Annotated in this window: 19 protein-coding genes; 8 read left to right on the plus strand and 11 right to left on the minus strand. The window is 69.3% G+C overall.

Features of this window, described 5'->3' with window-relative positions; all coding sequences use genetic code 11:
* Positions 1-62: 62 nt before the first annotated feature.
* A complete protein-coding gene (locus SK571_RS31825) occupies positions 63-1514 on the plus strand; it encodes a M28 family peptidase (protein ID WP_319987787.1) in 1452 nt (483 codons plus the stop codon).
* Here SK571_RS31825 and SK571_RS31830 read toward each other — a convergent pair.
* Positions 1507-2925 (minus strand): carboxylesterase/lipase family protein, encoded by a 1419-nt coding sequence (locus SK571_RS31830; protein ID WP_319987788.1) that lies wholly within the window; start codon positions 2923-2925, stop codon positions 1507-1509. The two genes, SK571_RS31825 and SK571_RS31830, sit on opposite strands and share 8 nt — an antisense overlap.
* Before the next feature lie 33 nt (positions 2926-2958).
* Positions 2959-3813 carry a bile acid:sodium symporter family protein gene (locus SK571_RS31835; RefSeq protein WP_319987789.1) on the minus strand — a complete coding sequence of 285 codons (855 nt, stop codon included), beginning with the start codon at positions 3811-3813 and terminating at the stop codon, positions 2959-2961.
* 133 nt (positions 3814-3946) lie between these two features.
* Here SK571_RS31835 and SK571_RS31840 point away from each other — a divergent pair, with 133 nt between their 5' ends.
* Both SK571_RS31840 and SK571_RS31845 read left to right on the plus strand, forming a co-directional pair.
* Complete coding sequence (locus tag SK571_RS31840; protein WP_319987790.1) at positions 3947-4645, plus strand: LLM class flavin-dependent oxidoreductase; 699 nt, start codon at positions 3947-3949, stop codon at positions 4643-4645.
* Complete coding sequence (locus tag SK571_RS31845; RefSeq protein ID WP_319987791.1) at positions 4585-5529, plus strand: DUF1152 domain-containing protein; 945 nt, start codon at positions 4585-4587, stop codon at positions 5527-5529. The genes SK571_RS31840 and SK571_RS31845 overlap by 61 nt, the downstream gene beginning before the upstream one ends.
* Here SK571_RS31845 and SK571_RS31850 read toward each other — a convergent pair.
* The 9 genes from SK571_RS31850 to SK571_RS31890 all read right to left on the minus strand — a co-directional run bounded on the left by SK571_RS31850 (position 5523) and on the right by SK571_RS31890 (position 15378).
* Positions 5523-6542: an MFS transporter gene (locus SK571_RS31850; RefSeq protein ID WP_319987792.1), complete on the minus strand. Its 1020-nt coding sequence runs from the start codon at positions 6540-6542 to the stop codon at positions 5523-5525. The genes SK571_RS31845 and SK571_RS31850 overlap by 7 nt on opposite strands.
* Positions 6543-6696: 154 nt before the next feature.
* Positions 6697-8025, minus strand: a complete 1329-nt coding sequence (locus tag SK571_RS31855) for a cellulose binding domain-containing protein (protein ID WP_319987793.1) — start codon at positions 8023-8025, stop codon at positions 6697-6699.
* Positions 8026-8343: 318 nt separating this feature from the next.
* Complete coding sequence (locus tag SK571_RS31860) at positions 8344-8682, minus strand: hypothetical protein (protein WP_319987794.1); 339 nt, start codon at positions 8680-8682, stop codon at positions 8344-8346.
* 3 nt (positions 8683-8685) lie between these two features.
* The gene (locus SK571_RS31865; RefSeq protein WP_319987795.1) at positions 8686-9933 is read right to left on the minus strand and encodes a choice-of-anchor P family protein; all 1248 of its coding nucleotides are present in this window, start codon (positions 9931-9933) and stop codon (positions 8686-8688) included.
* Entirely contained in the window at positions 9930-10583 is a 654-nt protein-coding gene (locus tag SK571_RS31870) for an ABC transporter ATP-binding protein (protein ID WP_319987796.1), read from the minus strand. The genes SK571_RS31865 and SK571_RS31870 overlap by 4 nt, the downstream gene beginning before the upstream one ends.
* The gene (locus SK571_RS31875) at positions 10580-11272 is read right to left on the minus strand and encodes an ABC transporter ATP-binding protein (protein ID WP_319987797.1); all 693 of its coding nucleotides are present in this window, start codon (positions 11270-11272) and stop codon (positions 10580-10582) included. Before SK571_RS31875 ends, SK571_RS31870 begins: the two co-directional genes overlap by 4 nt.
* The gene (locus tag SK571_RS31880) at positions 11269-13086 is read right to left on the minus strand and encodes a branched-chain amino acid ABC transporter permease (protein WP_319987798.1); all 1818 of its coding nucleotides are present in this window, start codon (positions 13084-13086) and stop codon (positions 11269-11271) included. Before SK571_RS31880 ends, SK571_RS31875 begins: the two co-directional genes overlap by 4 nt.
* Positions 13083-14477: an ABC transporter substrate-binding protein gene (locus tag SK571_RS31885; protein WP_319987799.1), complete on the minus strand. Its 1395-nt coding sequence runs from the start codon at positions 14475-14477 to the stop codon at positions 13083-13085. The genes SK571_RS31880 and SK571_RS31885 overlap by 4 nt, the downstream gene beginning before the upstream one ends.
* Positions 14478-14619: 142 nt before the next feature.
* Positions 14620-15378 carry an SGNH/GDSL hydrolase family protein gene (locus SK571_RS31890; RefSeq protein ID WP_319987800.1) on the minus strand — a complete coding sequence of 253 codons (759 nt, stop codon included), beginning with the start codon at positions 15376-15378 and terminating at the stop codon, positions 14620-14622.
* A gap of 166 nt (positions 15379-15544) precedes the next feature.
* On the opposite strand from SK571_RS31890, the gene SK571_RS31895 reads away from it, so the two are divergent.
* From SK571_RS31895 to SK571_RS31915, 5 genes are all read left to right on the plus strand, one after another.
* Positions 15545-16417: a DUF4142 domain-containing protein gene (locus SK571_RS31895; protein WP_319987801.1), complete on the plus strand. Its 873-nt coding sequence runs from the start codon at positions 15545-15547 to the stop codon at positions 16415-16417.
* Positions 16418-16512: 95 nt separating this feature from the next.
* Positions 16513-17982, plus strand: coding sequence for a DUF1996 domain-containing protein (locus tag SK571_RS31900; protein ID WP_319987802.1), 1470 nt, complete (start codon positions 16513-16515; stop codon positions 17980-17982).
* 153 nt (positions 17983-18135) lie between these two features.
* Positions 18136-19299, plus strand: a complete 1164-nt coding sequence (locus tag SK571_RS31905) for an alginate lyase family protein (protein ID WP_319987803.1) — start codon at positions 18136-18138, stop codon at positions 19297-19299.
* Positions 19300-19757: 458 nt separating this feature from the next.
* Entirely contained in the window at positions 19758-21446 is a 1689-nt protein-coding gene (gene ilvD, locus SK571_RS31910; protein ID WP_319987804.1) for a dihydroxy-acid dehydratase, read from the plus strand.
* A gap of 133 nt (positions 21447-21579) precedes the next feature.
* Positions 21580-22323, plus strand: coding sequence for a PRC and DUF2382 domain-containing protein (locus tag SK571_RS31915; protein WP_319987805.1), 744 nt, complete (start codon positions 21580-21582; stop codon positions 22321-22323).
* Positions 22324-22402 lie beyond the last annotated feature (79 nt).

The following is a 22402-nucleotide window of genomic DNA, read 5'->3' on the forward strand; positions in this document are numbered from 1 at the left end:
TGGTTCGACGTCCTCGGCGCTTGGCGCTGTTCGCGGTCCTGACACTGGTTCTACCACTGGCTGTGACCGGACAGGCACTCGCTGATCCCAACAACAACTCCCCTGCGAAGCTCACCCAGGCCGTCACGCTGAACGGCGTCCTGCGCCACCTCGACGCGTTCCAGTCCATCGCGGACACCCACGGCGACCGCGCGGCCGGACGTCCTGGATACCAGGCGTCGGTGAACTACGTGGTCTCACAACTGACCGCGGCCGGCTACTCACCGGGCGTGCAGGAGTTCGACTTCCCGTACGTGGAGGACAACTCCCGGCTCGACCGCGTCGCGCCGGTCCCGCGGATCTTCCAGCGGGACACCGAGTTCACCCGCAACGGGTTCACGCCGACGTTCGAGGGTGACGTCACCGGCGTCATCCAGCCGGTCGACGTGATCGTCCCGCCCGCGCCCGTGCCGAACACGAGCAGCAGCGGGTGCGAGGCAGCCGACTTCGCCGGGTTCGCCCCCGGCCGCATCGCCATGCTGCAGCGCGGCACGTGCGGGTTCAACGTCAAGGTGTTGAACGCGCAGGCCGCTGGGGCGTCCGCGGTCATCCTGTTCAACGAGGGCCAGCCCGGCCGCACCGGCCTGACCACCCCGATCGGCGCAACGCCCGGTCTCTCGATTCCCGTGGTGTTCGCGACCTACGCCGCCGCCGAGGAGCTCATCCTGCTCACGCCGAACGCCACGGTCCGGGTGAAGGTCGACTTCACCGAGGAGACGCGCAAGACGTGGAACGTGTTCGCCGAGTCCCGTGACGGCAACGCGAACAACGTCGTCATGGCCGGCGCACACCTCGACAGCGTGCAGGACGGGCCCGGCATCAACGACAACGGCAGCGGCTCGGCGGCGTTGCTGGAGACCGCGATCCACATGCAGAAGGTCAAGACCAACGCGAAGGTCCGCTTCGCCTGGTGGGGCGCCGAGGAGGAGGGCCTGCTCGGGTCCGAGCACTACGTCGCCACGCTGCCCCAGGCAGAGCAGGACAAGATCGCGCTGTACCTGAACTTCGACATGGTCGGCTCGCCGAACCACTTCTTCGGCATCTACGACGGTGACGACTCGAGCGGCACCGCGCCCGTGCCGATCCCGCCGGGCTCGGCGCAGATCGAGGACGTGTTCGAGAAGTTCTACGCCGACCGGGGTCTGCCCTCGGAGGACACGGACTTCTCCGGCCGCTCGGACTACGGCCCGTTCATCGCGGTCAACATCCCGGCGGGTGGCCTGTTCACCGGCGCCGAGGACGTGAAGACGGCCGAGCAGGCGGCGAGGTACGGCGGAACCGCGGGCGTCGCGTTCGACCCGTGCTACCACCAGCCGTGCGACACCCGGTCGAACCTGAACCTGACCGCCCTGGACGTCAACGCCGACGCGATCGCCACCGCGGTGATCACGTTCGCGTTCGACACCTCGACGGTGAACGGCGTGCGCGCGCCCGGCAAGTCGCACGGACGCGCGCCGCAGGGTTCAGCTAGCTAGTCCACAGATCGCATCGGTGATCCACCGGTGCGACCTGCTCGGTCGCGAAGAGCCGGACGTCCTGGCGTGCCCAGCCGGGATGTCCGGTCTTCGCGAACCGGGTCCACGCCCGCACCATCTCGCCGGAGAGCCTCTGCTGCTTCCCTGTGAGCTCGACACCGGCGTACCGCAGGAGGAACGGCAGCTCCGAGCCGTGGTAGGCGCCGTACGGGAACTCCGGCATGCCCGGGAAGATCATCGGCGGCTCGGGCTCGGCGAACTCGTAGCCGAAGGCGTGCGTCTGCTCGCGCAGTTCGGCGGTGGGGCAGGCGGAGGTCATCGCCGAGAGCGCCGCGGAGAGCGGTACCCGTTCGTCGCCGCCGCGCGGCGGGTAGGCGGCCAGGATCCGCTGCGCCTTGGCGACGCCGAAGCCCTCGATCAACGCCTGCTCGTACCCGGCGGCGTCGAGCGGTGGGTAGAACATCGCGGCGAACACCGAGAACTCGTCGCGCGCGGCGCCCGCGAGCACCGGGATCTCGTGGAAGCGGCCTTCGCGCAGTACCGTGATCGGGTTCTCCGGCAACGCTTCCGTGCCGTACGCGGGCGACGAGAACTGCGGTGTCAGCGCCTTGACCTGCTCGACCGTGAGCCGGCGCAGGCACGCGACGTCCGCGCAGCCCGATGCCTGGGCACCGGCTCGTTCGACGTCTTCGCGCTCGACCCAGGTGTGCTGGACGGTGTTCTCGCCCGCCGGGACGCCGAACTGGCACGGTCCGCTTTGGATGATCGCCTTGTGGAACAGGCCGCGTGTCCGCGGCGTGGTCAGCTGCGCGCACGTCGACAGGCCGCCCGCCGACGCCCCGAAGAGCGTGACGTTGCGCGGGTCGCCGCCGAACTGCCGGATGTTGCGCTGCACCCAGCCGAGCGCGGCCTGCTGGTCGCGCAGCCCGAACGCGCCGGAGCCGGCGAGTCCCGGGAAGCCGAAGTACCCGAAGGCACCGAGGCGGTAGTTGATCGTGACGACGACGGAACCGTTGCGCACCAACTGGTCCACGCCGTAGTCGGACCCGGCGCCGCTCGTGAAGCTGCCGCCGTGGATCCAGACCAGGACCGGGCGATTCGCGGCTTTCGCCGGCGTCGTGACGTTGAGGTACAGGCAGTCTTCGTCGGTCTCGCACCGAGGACCGGGCCTGTCTGCTTGGAGAACGCCCTGCCAGGGCTTCGCGGGCTGCGGATCGCGCCAGCGGTTCTCTCCCGTCGGCGGTGCGGCGAACGGGATGCCCTGGAACGAGCGCAGGGCGTCGACGGAGGTTCCCGACACGAATCCGCCATCGATGCGAACTGTGGTGCGGACGATTCCCGCGGCGTGGGCGGGAACAGCGGTTGCGGCAACGAGTACGGCCGCCATCAGAAGGGTTGTGGTTGAACGCATGTCACGATCAACCTAGCCCGTGCCGCAACCGGTTTAGACCACGGCTTTGTTCCGGGACAACAAGCGCGCCGCCACCGCCGCCGGCACGTACATCAGCACGCCGTACACGGCGGGCGGGATGGCCATCGTCTCGTCGTTCAGCACCGTCAGCGCCAGCGTGATCGCGATCGTGGCGTTGTGGATGCCGATCTCCATCGCACTGGCGATCGCCTGCTTGCGCTCCACGTTGAACGCCTTGGGCACGTAGTAACCGATCAGCAGGCTGAAGATGCTCAGCAGCAACGCCACCGGGCCGAGCGTCGCGATGTTGTCGATCAGCTGCTGGTAGGCCTGCGCGATCGCGGCGATGATGACGAGCACGAGCACCACGACGGACGCGATGCGCACCGGGTCGTTCATGCGCAGCGCCCAGGCCTCGAACCTGCGGCGCACCAGCATGCCGATCGCCACCGGCACCAGCACGATCGCGAACACCTGCACGAACTTCGCCGGCTGCAGCCCGACCTCGGCGGTGTCCGCCATGAAGTGCGCCATGCTCAGGCCGACCACCAGCGGCAGCGTGAACACCGCCAGCACCGAGTTGATCGCCGTGAGCGTGATGTTGAGCGCCACGTCCCCGCCGGCGAGGTGGCTGAACAGGTTCGCCGACGTGCCGCCCGGCGACGCGACGAGCAGCATCATGCCGACGGCGAGCACGCCCTTGAGCCCGAACGCGAGCACCAGCCCGAGGCAGATCGCGGGCAGGACGACCACCTGGCAGACGAGGGCGATCACCGCGGCCTTCGGGTACTTCGCGACCCTGGCGAAGTCCTCGGTGGTGAGCGTGAGGCCGAGGCCGAACATGACCAGGGCGAGTGCCAGCGGCAGGAAGATCTGTACGACTAGCACGGTGGCCTCCGCGGATGTCCAGCTTGTCCAGTGTGATCTGTTCGGAAGATCCTGGCGTTACGCCCGGCCCGATGGAATCGGCCAGGTGGCGGCACCGTCTCACGGATCGCGCTGGGGGCGCACACTGAAGGACGTGCAGATCGGCGTGTTCACCGCGGGCGACCTCCAGCCGTCGGAGATCGTCGCGCTGGCGATCGCGGCCGACGAGGCGGGGTTCGACGTCTTCGCGGTCGGCGAGCACCACAATCCGCCCTACACCTCGTCCTGCCCCGCCACGCTCCTGGCGCACATAGCGGCGAGAACGACGCTGCGGCTGTCCACGGCCACCACGCTGATCACCACGAACGACCCGGTCAGGCTGGCCGCCGAGTACGCCACGCTCGCCCTCCTCGCCCCCGGCCGGACCGACCTGGTGCTCGGACGGGGCAACACCGCGAGGGTGTTCGGCTGGTTCGGCAAGGAGATCGAGTACGGCCTGCCGTTGACGGTCGAGCACTACGCGACGGTCAGATCCACGTGGCCGGACTTGCCCTACGTCTGGCACGCCTGCGCGCGCTCGCCCGAGATCGCGGACCTGGCGGCGGAGCACGACGACGGGTTGTTCGTGTTCGCCGGCCGGACCGAGCACGTGGCCAGGTACCGCGATCAGGCCGCGCATCCCCGGATCGGTGTGCTGGCGGACGACCTCGACGAGGGACTGGCCTGCGCGCCGGACCGCCTGCTCGTGAAAGTCGGCAGCCCCGCGGACGTCGAAAAGCTAGGGTCGGCGGTGTGTTCAGCCTTGCCACACCGCCGCTCTTCGCCAGACTCCACTCAGCACAGAACGTCCTGATCGCCGGGGCGGGCGGTGGCTTCGACGTGTTCGCGGGCATCCCGCTCGGCGTCGCGCTGCGCGAGCAGGGCAAGCGGGTGCACTACGCCAGCTTGAGCTTCAGCGACCTGGAACGCCTCGACCTCGACGCGTGGCTGGAGCCCGGACTCGCCGCCGTCGCACCGGAGACCTCCGGCGAGGACGCGTACTTCCCCGAACGCGAGCTCGCGCGGTTCCTCAACGACACCGTCTACGCGTTCCCGCGCACGGGCGTGCGGCCGTTGCGCAGCGCCTACCGCACGATCATCGAGAAGCACTCCATCGACGCGGTCGTGCTCGTCGACGGTGGCACGGACATCCTGCTGCGCGGCGACGAACAGCACCTCGGCACGCCGACCGAGGACATGACGAGCCTCGCCGCCGCCGCGGGCATCGACGGCGTGGTGAAGATCGTGACCAGCCTGGGGTTCGGCATCGACGCGCACCACGGCGTGTGCCACGCGCACGTGCTGGAGAACCTGGCCGCGCTGGACAAGCAGGGGGCCTACCTCGGCGCGTTGTCGATCCCGTCGGACAGCTTCGAGGCCCGCGCCTACACGACCGCGGTCCAGCAGGCGCAGGACGCGACACCGTTGTCGCCGAGCATCGTGAACGGGCAGATCGCGGCCTCGCTCCGGGGCGAGTTCGGGAACGTGCAGTTCACCAAGCGCACCGAGGGCAGCGAGCTGTTCGTGAACCCGTTGATGGGCGTGTACTTCAGCGTGGACCTGGACGCGCTGGCCCGCGGCGTGCACTACCTGCCCGCGCTGGAGAAGACGCGGACGGCGTTCGACGTGGCGCTCGCGATCGAGGAGTACCGCGAGGGCGTCGATGACCGACGCCCTCGCCGCGCGCTTCCTCACTGACGACGCCGGATCACCACCGCCACCACCAGAACCATCACGCCGACGGCGATGGCCGAGCCCAGCACCCACAGTCCGTAGATCGCGAAAGCCACGAACTCCGAGCCGATCGCGGCCACGGACGTGACCGTCGCGCGGGAGTCGGACTCGATCCGGTGCTGGAGCTCGGTCTCCACGTGCACCAGCACGAACCGGTACAGGCCGTAGAACAGTCCCAGCAGGACGATCGCCGGCGGAACCGCCAGCCACGCGGCCACGATCAGCAGCGCGCCCGACGCGAACAGCACCCAGCCGCGGAACGGCAGCCGTCCGGCCAGTGACGCACCGGCCGCACCCGTCAGCGGCACGCCTATCGTCGCCAGCGGCACCCACACCGTCGGCACGTCCCAGTCCTGGGCCAGCAGCGTGAAGTACTCCTCGAACGCGTCGAGCGCGTACACCAGAGCCACTGCCAGCACGGCACGTTTGATCGGGATGGACGCGAGCAGCCCGGCCTTCAGCGTCGCGAAGTACCCGGCTTCGTCGTCGTCCTCGGAGCCGCGTTCAGGTTCGGGGAACCGGAGCGCGATCACCGACGACGCGAGGCACATCGCGACGGAGGCCCAGCCCGCCGCCTCGTAGCCGCCGCAGGAGAACAGCGCGGTGGCAACGACCGCGACCGGCACCTGGGCGATCAGCTCGATGGCGTCGACACGGGCGTTGAGCCGTCCGTACCGGTCCTCGTCGCCGTTCGCCGCCAGCCCGTCGTACAGCAGGGCTTCGAACGCGCCCGAGGTCAGCGTTCCGCCGAGACCCCACAGCACGAAACCGGCCGCGAAGCCCCAGAACGACGGGAACAGCACCCAGGCCGCGTACCCGGCGGCCTGAAGCACGCCGGCGACCACCAGGCAGCCGCGCCGCGAGAACCGGTCGGCGAGAGCACCGGACGGCACCTCGAAGACCACCGCGGTCAGCGACCAGATGGCGAGCAGCACCGAGATCTGGGCGTCGGACAGCCCGCTGTCGGCGAAGAGCAACGCGTACAGCGCGTAGATCGGGATGAGGTGCGAACACCACGCCCACGCCGTCGCGGTGCGGGTCAGATCAGTTGAAGATCAATGTCGTCGTCGCATGGGACAAGACTAGGCCGCCGGCGCCACCGATTAAATGACGCTGACGGCCGGTAGTCGCCTAGAAACCCGCGGTGATCTTCGTGAACTCCAGCTCGGACTGCGGGATGCCGGAGCAGCTCGCGGACACCTGGCCGTCGCAGCCACCGCGGTCGCGGTTGACCGACCAGAAGGCCAGCCGCCCGAGGCCGTTGGCCTTCGACCAGTCACGGATCGCGGTCCAGTCGTCGACCGTGGTCAGCTCGCGCTGGTCCGACAGGCCGTTCATGCCCGAGATGCCGACGTGCTTGAACGCCTCGGCGTCGCTCCAGCCGAAGGTCGACTTGAGCTTGTTCTTCAGCCCCGTGGCCGCGTTGATGGTGTCGGTGCGGATGTTGGAGCTGCCGAAGTCGAACGGCATGATCGTGAACACGTCGATGTTCGCGTTCAGCGCCTTGGCCTGGTCGATCAGCCGGGCGCCGTAGAAGTTCGGGCCGGTGGTCGAGGTGCCGAAGGTGACGATCGTCTGGATGCCAGGGTTGTTCTGCTTGACGATCCGCAGGGCGTTGACGATCCGGTCGGCCACGACGGTGTTCTCGAACTCGTCGGTGTTCTCGATGTCGATGTCGATGGCCTTGAGCCCGTAGGCGTTGATGACCTGCTGGTACGCGCCGGCCAGCGCCTCGGGGGTCGAGCAGTTCGGGCCCAGCTTGTTGCCGCTCCAGCCACCGAACGACGGCACGATGTCGCCGCCGGCCGCGCGGATGGCGTTGATCGCCTGCTGGTCGGCGCCACCGGTCAGCGGACGCTGGCCGTCCCACGACGGGGTGCACCCGCCGCTGGACAGGACGAACGCGAGGGTGAACCACTTGACGCCGGTCTGGCTCATCACCTGCGTCGCGCTCTGCGGGTTGCCCCAGCCCAGGTACAGGTAGGGCGCGCCGCGGCCGGTGCCGGGCACCGGCGGGTTCGACGTCGTCGTGGTGGTCGTGGTCGTCGTCGGCGGGTTGCCGGTGCCGTCGCACGAGCCGCCGTTGACCTTGCAGCCGGACGGGCTCGCGCCGGAGCCCTTGACGGTGAAGCCGAAGCTCACCGAGCCGCCGACGGGAACGCTGCCGTTCCAGGTGTTGCGGACGGTGATGTTCTGGCCGTTGGCGCCGTAGCTGCCGTCCCACAACGACGCGATCGACTGCCCGCTCGGCAGCGTGAACTCGACGGTCCACGACGTGAGCGCGGACCCGCCGCTGTTGGAGATCGTGTACTTGGCCTCGTAGCCGGTGCCCCAGTCCGAGGTCTTGGTGAACGCCGCCGTCACGCCCGACGCGCCGCTCGCGGGCGCGGCGACGACGCCTCCGACCACAGTGGCCAGTGCCAGGCCCAGGGTCAGGATCTGCCAGCGAAATTTCTTCATGGTGCTCCGTTCACGTGCAGGGGGTACGTGATGCCGGGCACATTAACTGGTCTAAACCAATGGTTCAAGGGTGTGAACACCGCTAATCAGATGCGGTGGTGAGAACGCTCTCTCGGTCGCCTTTGCTGCGAGCCGTGTGAATGCTCATGACTTCGCCCCGCTCATGGCCACCTCGGTCCACGATCCGGACGTCCAGCTCGTGCAGACCGCGGTGCCAGCCGCTCAGGTCGGTCCACGCGGAACGGTCACCGGCGCGGAAGTCGCGCCTCCCGGCTGCGGCGACTCCGCGCGGCACCGTCTCGCTGCCCGCGTACGCCCTCACAGCACGCTGGTGCGCTCCGTTCGTTCGCGATCGCGCTCTGCTCGTTCGCGATCGCGCTCCTCCAGCAGTTGCAGGAGCGCGTAGGTCGTCTGCCGCTGCTCCTCCACGAGCTTCGTCAGCCACGACCCGAAGTAGAGGAACCCGCCGACGCCGATCAGCCCGACGCCGAGGATCCCGCCCGACACGACGTACGGGATCTGCTCGAACGTGTACCCGGTGTGCGCGACGCCCCACCAGGCGAAGAGGATCGCCGCGATGCCCGCGGTCATCAGCATCGTGCCCACGAGCCCGAGCCCGCTGCGCATCCGTGCGCGGCGCCGGTCCTGGATCGTCATCGCTCACCCGTTGCGGAGGTCGGGGACACCTGTCGGGTGCCCGGAGGGACAGGGACCGCCGCCCAGCAGGAAGGTGCCGAACGACTTCATGCCGAACGCTCCCGCCGCGGCGACCCCGAGACCGGTGAGCACCAGCAGTGCCGGTACGCCCGGGAAGTCCAGCAGGGAGCGGGGCCTGGTGCGGGCGGAGGCGACCGGCGTGACCGGCTTCGACGGCGGGGTCACGCCCGCGACCGGAGGCGAACCCAGTGCCGGTGGCGGGGTGTCGGCGGCGGGTGGCAGCACCGGCACGACCGGCGCCGGTGCGTCCGGCGGTGTCAGAGATGTTGAGGCGGAAGCGTTTGCGGCGGCCTCGGTGTCGCCCACGACCACCACCATCTTGCGCAGCGGGTTGAGCAGCGGCACGAGCTCCTTGGGCAGCAACGGGGCCAGGACGCCGTCCAGGATTCCACCGAGACCGAGCTTGGTGCGCAACGCCAGCACGTCGACGGTCAGGGTCAGGCCGCGGCTGGAGGACGTCGCCGCCGTGCCTTCGAGCTTCGTCGCGGCCGTGGGCCAGGTGAGGGTGATGCCCAGCGGTTCCAACGCCTTCAGCAGTCCGTCTGGTGGCGCGTCCGGGGCCTTGACCGGGAACTTCTGGCCCAGCACGGTGAACTCGGCGATCGAGAACGTGCTCGTGCCGCTCCCCTTGCTGCCGTCGCTCACGGCGACGGACTCGAACTTCACGCCCGACAGCACGACCAGGCCTGCCAGCAGCGAGATCGTCTGCGCGGACGTGACGGCGGTCGAGCGGGCCTCGGACGCGCCCGCCGAACTGACGCTGCTCGACGACAGGCCGTCGGCGGTCAGCAGGAACGGCACCTCCTGCTTCGCACCCGCGTAGGACTCGGCCTTCGCCGCTCCCGCAGTGGCCTTCATGCCCGGCTTCGACTCGTCCGCCGGGCCGCCGGGGTGCGCCGCGTTGGCCTGCACCGGGTAGGCGAAGCCGAGCAGCTGGGGCAGGCCGGTGCCGACGGCCGCGCCCGGCCACAGCGAGCTGGCGACCGAACGGCCGATGGGGCCGGAGCCCAGTTCCGTCTGGGTGTAGGAGAGGTGCACCTCGCCCTGCGGTTCGGCCGGCACCGGGATCAGGTCGGTGTGCAGCAGCACGGACACCGGCGCGGCGTGGGCGGTCAGCGTGAACCCGCCGATGTCCGCCTTCGCGGGTGCCGGGGACAGCAGGAGGAGCAGCAGGACGAGCGCGTACCTCATGACGTCCCTCCGAAGTAGACGGTGGCCAGGTCGTTGTCCGCGGAGATCTCGCCGTGCGTCATCACGACGACCTGGTCTGCGACGGCCGAGGCGGTCTCGGCGAACTGCTCGACGATCAGCATCGTGACGCCGGACCGCGCCAGCTCCCCCACGACCTCGTACAGCTCGGCGACGATCACCGGGGCGAGGCCCATCGAGAGCTCGTCGATCACGAGCACGGCGGGGTCGGTGACCAGCGCGCGGGAGAACGCGAGCATCTGCTGCTCGCCGCCGGACATCGAGCCCGCGAGCTGCCCGCGGCGCGCTTTGAGCTTCGGAAAGCGCTGGTAGACCAGCTCGGCGTCCCCGCGCATCAGCCTCAGGTTCTCCGCCACGGTCAGGTTCGGGAAGATCGCGCGGCCTTCCGGGACGGTGCACAGGCCCGCGCGGGCGAGCTCGTCCGGCGCGGCGTCGTTGACGTGCACCCCGCCCAGGTGGACGTGGCCGGAGGTGGCCCTGATCTGTCCACTGAGGACCTTGACCAGGGTGGACTTGCCGGCGCCGTTCGGGCCGAGCAGCGCGGTGACGGTGCCGCGCGGCACGTTCAGCGACACCCCGCGCAGCACCTCGATCCGGCCGTAGCCGGCGTGGACGTCCGTCAGGTCGATCATCCGAGGTACGCCTCCCGGACACCCTCGTGCGCCCGGACGACGTCCGGCGTGCCGGAGACCAGCAGCCGTCCCAGGTTCAGGACGTGCACGTGGTCGCAGTAGTTCATCACGAGGTCCATGTCGTGCTCGACCAGCACGACCGAACGGCCCTCCGCGCTCAGTTGCCGCAGCAGCTCACCGAACTCCTCGGTCTCCGCCCGGTCGAGGCCGGACGACGGTTCGTCCAGCAGCAGGAGGCGTGGATCGGTGGCGAGCGCGCGAGCCAGTTCCAGCAGCCGCGCGGCACCGGTCGGGACGGTGTCGGCCTGGTTGCCCGCGAACTCCGCGATCCCGACCCGTGCCAGCAGCTCCTGGGCCAGCTTCGCGGGCCTGCGGCGGCTTTCCAACGCCACCACGACGTTCTCCCAGACCGTCAGCGACCCGAAGACCTCCAGCCGCTGGAAAGTGCGCGCGACGCCGAGCCTCGACCGCTGGTGCGGCCCCTTGGTGGTGATGTCCTCGCCGTCGAGCAGCACCCGTCCGGCCGTCGGCTTGCGCAGCCCGCTGATCACGTCGAACAACGTCGTCTTGCCCGCGCCGTTGGGCCCGATCAGCCCGGTGACGCCGGGTTCGACGGTCAGGGACACGTCGTCGACCGCGGTCACCTCGCCGAAGCGGACCGTCACGCCCTCCACCCGCAACGTGCTCATGCGCGCCGCCAGGACCAGGCCCGGAAACCCCAGCTGACCAGCCCGTTGGGATCGCGCGCGAGCCCGGCCGCCGCCACCCCGAGCAGCACGACCGCCACTCCCGCGAACGCCGGGAACCCGCTCTGCAGCACGGGGAGCAGCATCAGCAGCACCCCGCCGAGCAGCGCGCCGGACACCGACGTCACGCCCGCGATCACCGCGAACAGCAGCAGTGGCAGGTTGTTGAACAGCTGGAAGTCGCTCGCCGCGACGGTCTCCCGCAGCTGCGCGAACAACCCGCCCGCCAGCCCCGCGATCGCCGCCGACAGGGAGAACACCCAGACCCGGATCCAGCGCACGTTCAGGCCGAGCGTCGCGCACGCCGCCGAGCTGTCCTTGACCGCGATCATCCGCCGCCCCAACCGGCCGCGCCGGACGGCCAGCACACCGACGCCGACCAGGAGGAAGACGGCCGCGGCCAGCAGCAGCTGAGCCGTCGCCGAGCCGAAGAGCTTCGGCACCTGCAGACTGCCCCGCACGCCGAACGCGATCGGTGACTGCAGCACGAGCTTGTCCATGAGCTGCGCGAACCCCAGCGTCGCCAGCGCCAGGTACAGCCCGCTGACCCGCAGCGCCGTCAACGCGATCACCGCCCCGACCGCCGCCGCGACTCCGGCGCCGATCAGCAACGTCACGGGCGACGGGCTGCCGAGCCGCGCCACCGTCACCGCGCCCACGCCGACGAACGTGAACTGCCCCAGCGACACCACACCGCCGTACCCGGTGAGCAGCACCATCGACAGCAGCACGATCCCGAACACCAGGGCCAGCGCGAGCTGCCCGGCCACCACCGGGTCCACCAGCAACGCCAGCACGACGACCACACCCGCGAACAGCCCGGCGGCCACACCGGTCGTCAGCGCGTTCGGCACGGCCACGCCACGCGATCCCCTGACACCACCTATTCGCAGCGGCGACTGCGGCATCGCGAGCAGCACCACGAACAGCAGCAGTGCCGGAATCGCCGCCCGGAAGGAGATCCAGAACGGCGACGACGGCAGGTACGCCACCGCGTACGACTGCACGAGCCCCAGCCCGAGCGCGCCGGCGAACGTCCACGGCAGACTCCGCAACCGCCCCACCAGCGCGGCCGTGTACGCGGTGATCACGAGCAGCGTCATCGTCACGTAGTCGAGCTGCACGACCGGCGTGAGCAGGATGCCGCCCAGCGCCGCCAGCGCCGACCCGATCGCCCAGCTCAGCGCCGACAACCTGGTCGGCCGCGTCCCGTACAGCGCGGCCAGCTCCGGCGCGTCGACGCAGGCCCGCATCGCGAGACCGGTCCGCGTCCGGTTCAGCAGCACGTACAGCCCGCCCGCGACGAGCACCGCGCAGGCCAGCGTCACCAGGTCGTGCCCGCTGACGAACGACTGTCCGACGTGGACGCCGAGCTGGTCGAGGAACGGCCGCACCGGACGCGCCTGCGGCGGCCAGATGACCTGCGCCACCCCGATCAGCCCGACCAGCAGCCCGACCCCGGCCACCAGCGTGATCCCGACCGGCGCCCCCGCGAGCCGCCGCATGACGAACCGCTCGACCACCAGCCCGAACAGCGGCGCGCACACACCGGCCACGAGCAGCAGCGCGAGCCACTGGGGCAGGCCGCGGTTCTCGGCGAGTTCCCAGTAGAGGAACGCCATGACCATGCCGATCGCGCCGTGGCCGACGTTGAAGACCTTGGACGTGCTGTAGGTCAGCACGAGGCCGCCGGCGACGACGGCGTACGCGCCGCCGGTGACGAGGCCGAAGATCGTGTACGCCAGGAGTGCGGTCATCCGCCCACCCCCGTGTCGATCAACGTCCCGCACGAGTACCCGGACGCCGGGGCCAGCCGCGACCACGTCCCGCCCTTCAGCCGCACCAGCGTCATGCAGGCCGAAGTCCGCTTCCCTCCCACGTCCTGGGGCGCGACCATGCCCTCGGCGGTGAAGTCGTGCACCCCGCGCACCGCCTCGATCATCGCCTTGCGGGTCAGCTGCGGCCCGACCTTCGCCGCCGTGGTCACGAACAACCGGGCCGCCGCCCAGGCGAACATCCCGAAGTACGAGGGCGCGGCACCCGGCGCCACCCGTCCCAGCCACTGCTTGTACAGCGCCACCTGGGCGTTCGACTCCTCGAACAGCGCGCCGTTCGTGTAGACGACTGTCCCGTCGACCGCCGCACCGCCCTGCTTGATGTACTGCGGGTCGTACGCGGACGGGTCGGTGATGAACGCCTCCGGCGTGTACCCCTGCTGCCGCATGGCCTGCTGCAACCGCACCGCGTACTGCGCCGAGCCGATCCAGTACACGATCTTGGTGCCGGTCTCCTTGAGCTTCGCCACGTACGGCGCGTAGTTGACGTCGGTGATGTCGATGGCCTGCGAGTAGACGAACTTGATCCCGCGCGCCTCGGCCGCCTTCTGCATGCTGCGGGCGTTCTGCGCACTCGCGTCGGCGTTGAGGTACAGGTAGGCCGCGGCGCCAATGCCGCCGGGGAAGCTCGACTTGACCAGGTCAGGACCGGCCGAGGACACGAGGTTCACGACGTTCGACGCCACGCCGAAGCTCACAGGCGTGCGCTGGCGTTGTGCCGTGACGGTCGAGGCCCGCAGGTCGGGTATCCCGCAGCCCGCAGCCGCGGGTCCGCCGCCCTGGTCGAACGCCGACATCGAGCCGACCAGTGCGAAAGCCTGCTCACAGGCCTGGGAGGTGGCCTGCTGGTCGCCTCCGCTGTCGGTGCGGGAGTCGAACGAGACGAGCTTGAGCTTGCGCCCGCACACCGAGCCCTGGGTGGCGTTGAAGTACTCGACGAACGCCTTGGTGGCCTGCTGGGCCGACTGGAAGATGCCGGGCACCGGGCCGCTGATGTCGGAGATGTTGGCGATCGTGATCTCGCCGGCCGTGACGCCCTTGTCCGTGGCGCCGCCGGTGCCCTGGCAGCCGCCCGCGATGCTGCCGGGCGGGTTCGGCTTCTTGTCAGGCTGCTGCGGGTTCGCGGCACCCGGCTGCTCCGCGGTGCCTTCGGAGACCGCACCGTCCTCGCCGGTCACCGCACCGTCCTGGGTGCCGGCCGACCCTCCCTGCGGCACGACGAGCGCTGCGCGTTGCTCGTCGGTGAGCCTGCTTCCGCATCCGGCGATCAACGCGCAGATCGTCAGTGCGATCAGTGCGGTCCTGCGACGCATGCGCACTGACGCTAGAGCTCTGCATCCATCCAGGTCTACGCAGCTTCTAGAACGCGTTCTACATGCAAACAATCGCCAGGAAATCCGTCACCAAAACACGGTCACCTCGTTATGGGCGACCGCGTCAAGGAACACGTTCTACTTACGACGGCGGCAGCGGCTCCGGACGGCGCGGCCGGATCACGTCACCGGACGACTCGCCGCGCACCCGCCGCATCACCCACGGCACGACGTGCTCGCGCGCCCACTTCCAGTCCTCCGCGCGCCGGACGCGGCGGTCGACCAGCGGGGCCACGCCCAGCACGGTCCGCTCCAGCGAGTGCGGGACGCCGAGAGCGTCGAGCACGGAGATCGCGACCTCGGCATGCCCGGCCGAGTTGAGGTGCAGCCGGTCCGGCGACCACATTCGACGGTCGCGCAGCTGACGCATGTTCCACATGTCGCCCAGCACGCACGAGTGCTCGGCGGCGATCGCGCGCACGTGCTCGTTGTAGATGGCCACGCGACCACGCATCTTGCGGAACACCGGGTCGTCACCACCGTCGACGCCGGTGAAGAGGATCACGCGCGCGCCCGCGTTGGTCAGGCGCGCGACAGCCGCGCGGTAGCGGCGCATCAACCCGTCGATGTCCACCTTGGGCCGCATGAGGTCGTTGCCGCCCGCGTAGAGCGAGACCAGGTCCGGCTTCATCGCCAGCGCGCGTTCGAGCTGCTCGCCCAGCACCTGCGGCAGCAGCCGGCCGCGCACGGCCAGGTTGGCGTAGGTGAACTCGGGGTCCGCCGCCCCCAGCACGTCGGCGACGCGGTCAGCCCAGCCCCGCACTCGATTGGGACGACCAGCGTCTTCGTCGCCCACACCCTCGGTGAACGAGTCGCCCAACGCCACAAAACGCTTGCTCATGCTCACGACCCTATGACGCGGGCTTTCACAGCAGAGTCGGCGGGGGTTGCGGCCGCCGCGATAACGTTTCGGTAACGGAGACGTCTCGAACTGAGGCGGCCTCCCATTCCTGGCCGTATTCCCGTTCGTGCGACTCCCCATGGACTTGGCGAAACCAACGCGACTGATGGTCGCGCTGGCAGGCTGTGCGCTGGCGGTGCTTCTGAACACCGGAACCGCTGCAGGGCAGCCCTCCACGCCGTCCACCCCCATCTCCACGCCGCCGCCGGACAGCGGCGGCAAGGGCGACGAGATCGTCCAGACGCAGTGGGGGCCCCTCGGACCGGCCGACCGGGATTTCATGAACCGCGTCAAGCAGGCCGGGTTGTGGGAGAAGCCCGCGGGCGAGAAGGGCAAGGCCAAGCGGGCCGACCAGCCCAAGATCCAAGAGGCCTGCAAGCACCTCATCGAGGGGCACACGCTCCTGGACAACGTGGTGAACCGGGCGGGCGTCCTGCTCGGCCACACGTTGCCCACGGAGGCCTCGGACGAGCAGAAGGGCTTCCTCGCCGAGATGGACGCGGCGAACGGCGACGAGTTCGACGCCGTCTTCGCCAACCGGCTCCGCGCGGCGCACGGCAAGGTCTACGCCTACGCCGCGCAAATCCGGGCCGGCACCAAGAACGAGCTCATCCGCATCCTTTCCACGCAAGCGATGATCACCGTCTTCGACCACATGAAGGTGCTCGAGGAGACCGGTCGCGTCGACTTCGCCGGACTGGAATCGCCACAACCGCTCGCACCACCCCCGCCCGCGAACGACTCCGGGACTCCGGAACCGACGGGTGACCAGGCGGCCGAGCAGTCGGCGAACCCGACCGACGGCGTGATCCCGACCGTGCCGGAGGGCACCAGGTTCACCCGCACCGCCGAGCAGGGCGTGTTCGGGGACAACAACGGTGTCTTCTTCGGCGCCATCGGGGTGCTCGCGCTCGCGCTGGTGGGGATGCGAATGATATCCCGGTCGAAGAAATCACGGCGGAAATCTCGTTCGTACTAATCAAAACAGCACACCCAGGTTCATCCCGAAGATAGCGGCCTCATACCGCCGTCAGCTTCACCATGCCGTTTTATCGGACTACCACGAGGTGGCAAATGGCTATTCACCGGAGGAAATCCACGATCTGGCTCACCGCCGCCGCGGCGGCGATGGCCGTGGTCGCGGGCGGTGCCGCGGTGGTGGCCATCAGTTCTTCTGATGGCGCCGCGCTCGCCGACGGTCCGGACAAGAGCTTGTTCGTCGACATCACCAAGGTGAAGCCGAACGTCAAGAAACCAAAGCCGGAGAACGACGCCACCACAGGCACGTTCACCGTCGACTGCGGCCGGAACGAGAACGGGCACTTCAACCCGGACAACTTCATCGCGCAGCCTGGTGTCCGCAACGGTGCGCAGCACCTGCACGACTACGTCGGCAACCTCTCGACGAACGCGGACTCCAACAACAAGTCGCTGCAGGCGGCGGGCACGACCTGCAAGAACGGTGACAAGTCCGCCTACTTCTGGCCGGTCGTCCGCATCACCGACGAGGAGCCGGCGGAGGCCGCACCGCCCGCGGAGCAGGCCCCGCCGAAGAAGGACGACAAGGCCCAGCAGGACAAGGACAAGGCTGCCAAGGAAGCGGCCCAGCTCGAGTGCCCCGACGTCGCGTCGCTGCTGCCCGAGGACGTGCCGGACGCGGCCCAGGCGGAGATCGACCGCGAGCTCGAGAACATCGAGAAGGTGACCGCCGAGGCCGAGAAGAGGCTCGAGCAGGTCAAGGCCCAGGACCGCGACAACATCATCGTCGGCCCGACGCGCGAGAAGCGCGCCGCGATCCTGAACCGGATGATGCTGGCGTTCAGCCGCCAGGGCAAGCAGGCTCCCGACCTGAACCCGGCCGCCGCCTGTGCGGTGAAGGACAAGGCCGCGGGTGAAGAGGGTCTCGACAACGGCGGCGAGAACGCCGATGCCGCTCAGGCCGAGGGCACCGAGGACAAGAAGAACCAGAACAACCCCGAGGAGAACGCGAACAACGAGCTCGAGGGCAACGAGGGCGAGATCCAGCGCCCCGCCGTCGTCGACCTCCAGTTCCGCGGCAGCCCGACCGGCAAGGTCGTCGCGATGCCGAAGTTCCTCCGCGTTCTCTACGGTGACGCCAAGGCCGGCCAGAACGGCCCGAAGAACGCCAAGGCGTCCTGGACCTGCACGGGCTTCGAGGACAAGGTCCTCATGGACAAGTACCCGATCTGCCCGCAGGGCTCGAAGGTCAAGCGCGTGCACGACTTCCCGAGCTGCTGGGACGGCAAGAACATCGACTCCGCGAACCACCGCGACCACATCGTGTTCCCCGACCAGAACGGCAAGTGCAAGCAGGGCTTCAAGGCCGTTCCGCAGCTGCGCATCTCCCTGACCTACAACATCCCGCTCGACGTCCAGAAGGAAGGTCGCTACCTGGTCGACTCCTTCCCGGAGGAGGAGCACAACCCGCTCACCGACCACGACGACTTCGCGAACGTGATGTCGCAGAAGATCATGAACCGCCTCGTCAACTGCGTCAACACCGGCAAGAAGTGCCGCGAGTGACGCTCTGACCACGCAGTTCAGACAGGCGAGAATCCCCCGGTGCCCCTCCCGCGCACCGGGGGATTCTCGTTGTGCGGCTTGGCTTCGTTCACCACCGTGAACCTTGTTCCGGAATGATTGACCAGAAAGGTATAGACCACTAACACTGGCCGCATGGTCACCCGTTCCTGCACGGTCTTGATCGCCCTGCTCGCATCGCTACTGGTCCCGGTCACCGCCCAGGCGGCACCGGCGACGTTCGTCCACCCGGGAGTCGTGGTCTCCCGGCCCCAGCTGGACTTCATGCGCACCAAGGTCCTGGCCGGCGCCCAGCCGTGGAAGACCGCCTACGACCGCATGATGGCGTCCAAGTACGCCGACCTGAACCGCACGCCGAAACCACGGGCCGTCGTGGAGTGCGGCCCGGTCAGCAATCCCAACAACGGCTGCACCGACGAACGCGAGGACGCGCTCGCCGCCTACACGCTGTCGCTGGCCTGGTACGTCACCCGCGACGCCAGGTACGCGACCAAGGCCATCCAGATCATGGACGCCTGGTCCGCCACGATCCGCGACCACACCAACTCGAACGCCCCGCTGCAGACCGCGTGGTCGGCCAGCAGCTGGCCCAAGGCCGCCGAGATCATGAAGCACGTCTACGGGACCTGGCCCAACAGTGCCCGGTTCGGCACGATGCTGCGCAACGTCTACCTGCCCGAGATCCAGAACGGCCGCGCGAACACCAACGGCAACTGGGAACTCAGCATGATGGAGGCGTCGATCGGCATCGCCGTGTTCCTGGAGGACCGCGCGGCCTACGACAAGGCCGTGAGCATCTTCCGGACGCGCATCCAGGCGTTCATCTACCTGACCACCGACGGGGCGCTGCCGAAGACGCCGCCGGGCAGTGGCATCGACACCAGGGCCGAGATCATCTCCTACTGGCACGACCAGTCCACGTTCGTCGACGGCCTCACCCAGGAGACCTGCCGGGACTTCGCCCACACGGCGTACGGGCTCTCCGCCGCCTCGCACCTCGCGGAGACCGCACGGCACCAGGGCCAGGACATCTGGGGCGAGATCAAGGACAGGATGCGGCACGCGTGGGGCCTGCACACCAAGTACCAGAACGGCGAACCCGTGCCGTCGTGGCTGTGCGGCGGTTCCTACAGCCGTGAGCTCGGGCCGACGCCCGAGGTCAGCTACAACGCGCTGAACACCCGGCTGGGCATCGCGATGGCGAACACCAAGCTCTACACCGAGTCGAAGCGTCCACACGGGACCGACAACCTGTTCATCGCCTGGGAGACGCTGACTCACGCAGCCAACCCCAACTGAGACCTAGTAGCGTGTCGCAGCTATCTCTTGGATTAGTGACGAGTGGGAGGGACGCCGGCAGGTGGCCGGGCTTCGATCATGAAGATCGCGCTCTCATGGCTGTCACCTGCACGGTTGGCGGTACTTGAGGTGATCAGCAAACGATTGCGCCGGCAGTTTTCTACCGCCAACTCGGCGGCAAATGCGCATGAGAGCGCGACCATCCGGGGCTTTCGGTAACGAGCGACCACACCGCCCAGCCCTCTGCCCTGCTCAACGAAGCACAACTTAGCCGCGACACGCTACTAGTGCCGTGGGCCGAAAGTGGGCGAGCTGATTCACGCTCAGCAGGGCGGCTCGCGGCACCGCCCCCACACCCCCATACGTCCAGTATGAGGACATGGGGGCGGCACCACGATCCCCCCGTCTGACCGCGAATCATCACGGCAAATTTCGCCCCACGGCACTAGCGTGCGCTCATGACCGATACACCGGACGTGAAGCCACGCAGCCGCGACGTGACCGACGGCCTGGAGCGCACCGCCGCGCGCGGCATGCTCCGGGCCGTCGGCATGGGCGACGAGGACTGGGAGAAGCCGCAGATCGGCGTGGCCTCGTCGTGGAACGAGATCACGCCGTGCAACCTGTCGCTGGACCGCCTTGCGAAGGCGTCCAAGGACGGCGTGCACGCGGCCGGCGGCTATCCGCTGGAGTTCGGCACGATCTCGGTGTCGGACGGCATCTCGATGGGCCACGAGGGCATGCACTTCTCGCTGGTCTCCCGCGAGGTGATCGCCGACAGCGTCGAGACCGTCATGCAGGCAGAGCGCCTCGACGGCTCGGTGCTGCTCGCGGGGTGCGACAAGTCGTTGCCCGGCATGCTGATGGCGGCGGCGCGGCTCGACCTGGCCAGCGTGTTCCTCTACGCGGGGTCGATCCTGCCGGGCCGGGTCACGCTGACCGACGGCACCGAGAAGGAAGTCACGATCATCGACGCGTTCGAGGCCGTCGGGGCCTGCTCGCGCGGCCTGATGAGCCGTGAGGACGTCGACCTGATCGAACGCGCGATCTGCCCCGGCGAGGGCGCGTGCGGTGGCATGTACACCGCGAACACCATGGCGAGCGCGGCCGAGGCGCTGGGCATGTCGCTGCCCGGCAGCGCCGCTCCCCCGGCCACCGACCGGCGCCGCGACGGGTTCGCGCGCCGCTCCGGCCAGGCCGTGGTCGAGATGCTCCGCAAGGGCATCACGGCGCGGCAGATCATGACGCGCGAGGCGTTCGAGAACGCGATCGCCGTCGTGATGGCGTTCGGCGGCTCCACCAACGCGGTGCTGCACCTGCTCGCCATCGCGCACGAGGCCGGCGTCGAGCTGTCGCTGGACGACTTCAGCCGCATCGGCGCGCGCGTGCCGCACCTGGCCGACGTGAAGCCGTTCGGCCGGCACGTCATGACGGACGTCGACCGCATCGGCGGCGTGCCCGTGGTGATGAAGGCGCTGCTCGACGCCGGTCTGCTGCACGGCGACTGCCTCACGGTCACCGGCCGCACGGTCGCCGAGAACCTCGCCGACATCAACCCGCCCGACCCGGACGGCCTCGTGCTGCGCGCACTGGACAAGCCCATCCACCACACCGGCGGCATCACGATCCTGAAGGGCTCGCTCGCCCCGGAAGGCGCCGTGGTCAAGTCGGCGGGCTTCGACTCGGACGTCTTCACCGGCACCGCCCGCGTGTTCGACCGCGAGCGCGCCGCCATGGACGCCCTGGAGGACGGCACCATCACCGCGGGCGACGTCGTGGTCATCCGCTACGAGGGCCCCAAGGGCGGGCCGGGCATGCGCGAGATGCTCGCGATCACCGCGGCGATCAAGGGCGCGGGCCTCGGCAAGGACGTCCTGCTGCTCACCGACGGCCGGTTCTCCGGCGGCACGACGGGCCTGTGCGTCGGGCACGTGGCACCCGAGGCGGTCGACGGCGGCCCCATCGCGTTCGTGCGCGACGGCGACCAGATCACGCTGAACGTCGCTTCCGGGACGCTCGACGTGGACGCGGACCTCGACAGCCGCCGTGAGGGCTGGGCCCCGCTGCCTCCGCGCTACCAGCGCGGGGTGCTCGCCAAGTACGCCAAGCTGGTCGGTTCGGCCTCGCGCGGAGCCGTCTGCGACTAGGCCGTGTGTCCCCCACTTGGCTGAACCGCCAGGCGGGCGCGGGTCACCCGGTCGGTGGGTGACCCGCGATCCGCCCGCCGAGGTGGGTACTTCGCCTGCACAGGCAGACAGCCGAGGAGGAGGGACAGAGACGATGATCGACCAGGCGCACGTTGAGGCCCTGTACGACTGCGACGTGATCGACAACCGGGGCGAGAAGATCGGTTCGGTCAAGCAGGTCTGGCTCGAAGACGGCACTGGCGCCCCCATGTGGGCCGAGGTCCACACCGGACTGTTCGGGATGAAGGAGAGCTTCGTCCCGATCCAGCAGGGCCAGGTGGCGGGTGGCGCGATCACCGTTCCCGTCAGCAAGGAGCAGGTGAAGGACGCGCCGAGCGTGCGCCCCTCGGACGACCACATGTCGGACGAGGAGCAGCAGGCGCTCTACCGGCACTACGGGATGATCCCGCAGGCCAAGACCGGCGAGCACGACCGGCTCAGCGGCAGCCGGGACGGCAGGCGGGGCAAGAACGACTCCGCCGAGGTCACCCTCTCCGAGGAGAAGCTCGACGTCGGCACCCGCAACGTCGAGGCGGGCCGGGTGCGGCTGGTCAAGCACACGGTCACCGAGCAGCGCAACATCACCGTGCCGGTGACGCACGAGGAGGTCCGGGTCGTCCGCGAGCCCGCCCAGGGCAAGCCGGGCAGGGCGTTCGCCGACGAGCAGGCGGAGGTCACCCTGCACCGCGAGGAACCGGTGGTGCAGAAGCGCACGGAGGCCGTGGAGCGGGTCCGGCTGGAGAAGGACGCGGTCACCGAGCAGCGGGAAGTCAAGGGTGAGGTGCGCAAGGAACGCGCCGAGGTCAAGCGCGACGACGAACCGCGCGGCCGCCGCTGACCGAACGTCCAGCGAACCGCCCGCCACTTCCGTCGGCGGGCGGTTCGCGGCATTCCGGCACACGGATCCCGTCCGGCCG

The organism is Lentzea kristufekii, assembly GCF_033949925.1.
Lineage (GTDB): Bacteria > Actinomycetota > Actinomycetes > Mycobacteriales > Pseudonocardiaceae > Lentzea > Lentzea kristufekii.